Genomic DNA, 1562 nt, shown 5'->3' with positions numbered 1-1562 from the left:
AGGGCCCATGAATGATGCACCTGCCCGCATCCACGAAGGAACAGCGGGACGCGCGGCATAGGGATTGACCGTGAAGCTGTGAGGGAGCAACTCAAAGTCGCCGTTCAACTCGGGTGAAAACGCATCCACTGGAGCCGAAGGCGGTTCCACTGATTGCTCGAGATCGACCGCCCCGCGCAACTGTGGGGCGAGCACAGCGAAGTCCGGTTTTGCCTCTGGCGAAAACACATCGAGAATTGCTTCGCGCGCCGATGATGGCGTCGGCGTCAAAGCGACCAACAAAAATAGAAGATTTTTCATGACCACACCTTTCGGCGTGGTTCGGATATCGCCTCACGTTTCTAAATGAACAGGCGGCACATGGCAATCGCGAGCCGTGCCGGAGAAGGTCGGGTCGATCCAAAGGGGAAAGATGGTGAGGCTTAGCTGAGAGGAGCGAGTTTATGCTGATTGCGCTCAAACCCACCCAGGAGACCATCGACATCGTTGCTGCACTGAAGGGCCGTTGGCACGGTTTCTACGCGATGTGCGTCTGCCCCGCGCACGCAGACAGAACCCCTTCCCTTTCCATCCGGCAGGGCGAGCGGGGTATTCTGGTTCATTGTTTTGCGGGATGCCGCAGCGAGGATGTCCTGCGCGCAATCGGTCGAACCAAACCGATCCTGAACTCCCCTCCCCCGAGTTACCGTCCCGAAGGAACTGCGCCCAATGTCAGAAGGATCTGGGATCAGGGCACAGAAATCCGGGGGACGCTCGGCGAAGTCTACCTTCGATCGCGTCGACTGCCAGTCGATCTCCCCGACTTACGCTTTCATCCAAGGTGCCCGTTCGGCCGCAAGCCCAAAACCACCTTCCGGCCCGCGTTACTGGTCGCTGTCAGAACTGGGCACCGGATCACGGCCATCCAACGTATTAGGCTTACGAGCGACGGAACATGGCATGAGGGCAAGTTTATGCTCGGAAAGCCCGGACAGGGTGCTTGGGCACCACGGTTCGAAGGCAACGTGCTCGCCATTGCTGAGGGCATGGAGGATGCGGCGAGCTATGCCCAGATCAAGCAAATCCCGTGCTGGGCAGCGCTTGGTAATGAGCGCCTCGCGCTTATCGGAGTGCCGACCTACGTTACAGAGTTGTACATAGCTGAAGACAATGACGGACCGGGACGAACAGCGGCCATGGCAGCTGTCGACGCTCACGGCATGCCGAGGCGGTGCATCAATAGGGATGCGCCGCCAAGCCATTGCCGTGACTGGGCAGAAGTTGGGAATGATGTGGTCAGTCCAAGGGATTGAAAGTTTTAAGGAAAACGTTGCGCCTATGCGGGTTCACGCATGGGTTGAAGATCATGGAAGCTCGTGTGACGGATTCTACTGATGATCCCAAAAGTGCGCTGACGTTGGAACCCTTAGCCGTGAATTTCTCCACCTTCATCATGAGCGAAATTCTCCAGTAAACGACCGGGGTTACGGACGAACCGGAAAGGCAGCTTCAAGGTTGCGAAATCGGGTTAGCGGCCATTCGGATCAATCAACGCAAAGGGTGGCCGCCGACCACTTCCGGTC

At 57.7% G+C, this 1562-nt stretch carries 2 protein-coding genes; one reads left to right on the top strand and one right to left on the bottom strand.

The features are described from left to right. On the bottom strand, positions 1-300 hold a 300-nt coding region (locus tag C0456_RS20500; RefSeq protein WP_291056548.1), incomplete at its 3' end, for a hypothetical protein. A gap of 143 nt (positions 301-443) precedes the next feature. On the opposite strand from C0456_RS20500, the gene C0456_RS20495 reads away from it, so the two are divergent. Next, positions 444-1292, top strand: coding sequence for a toprim domain-containing protein (locus C0456_RS20495; protein WP_291056546.1), 849 nt, complete (start codon positions 444-446; stop codon positions 1290-1292). Positions 1293-1562: the final 270 nt, after the last annotated feature.

This window comes from Hyphomonas sp. (assembly GCF_013823385.1).
GTDB lineage: Bacteria > Pseudomonadota > Alphaproteobacteria > Caulobacterales > Hyphomonadaceae > Hyphomonas.
Note: the sequence above shows the minus strand (reverse complement) of the source record. Positions and strands in the feature narration are given on the sequence as shown.

What these genes read in the sequence shown, in the direction of transcription:
- C0456_RS20495 (WP_291056546.1), top strand. Translation starts at nt 444, where the DNA reads ATGCTGATTGCGCTCAAACCCACCCAGGAGACCATCGACATCGTTGCT.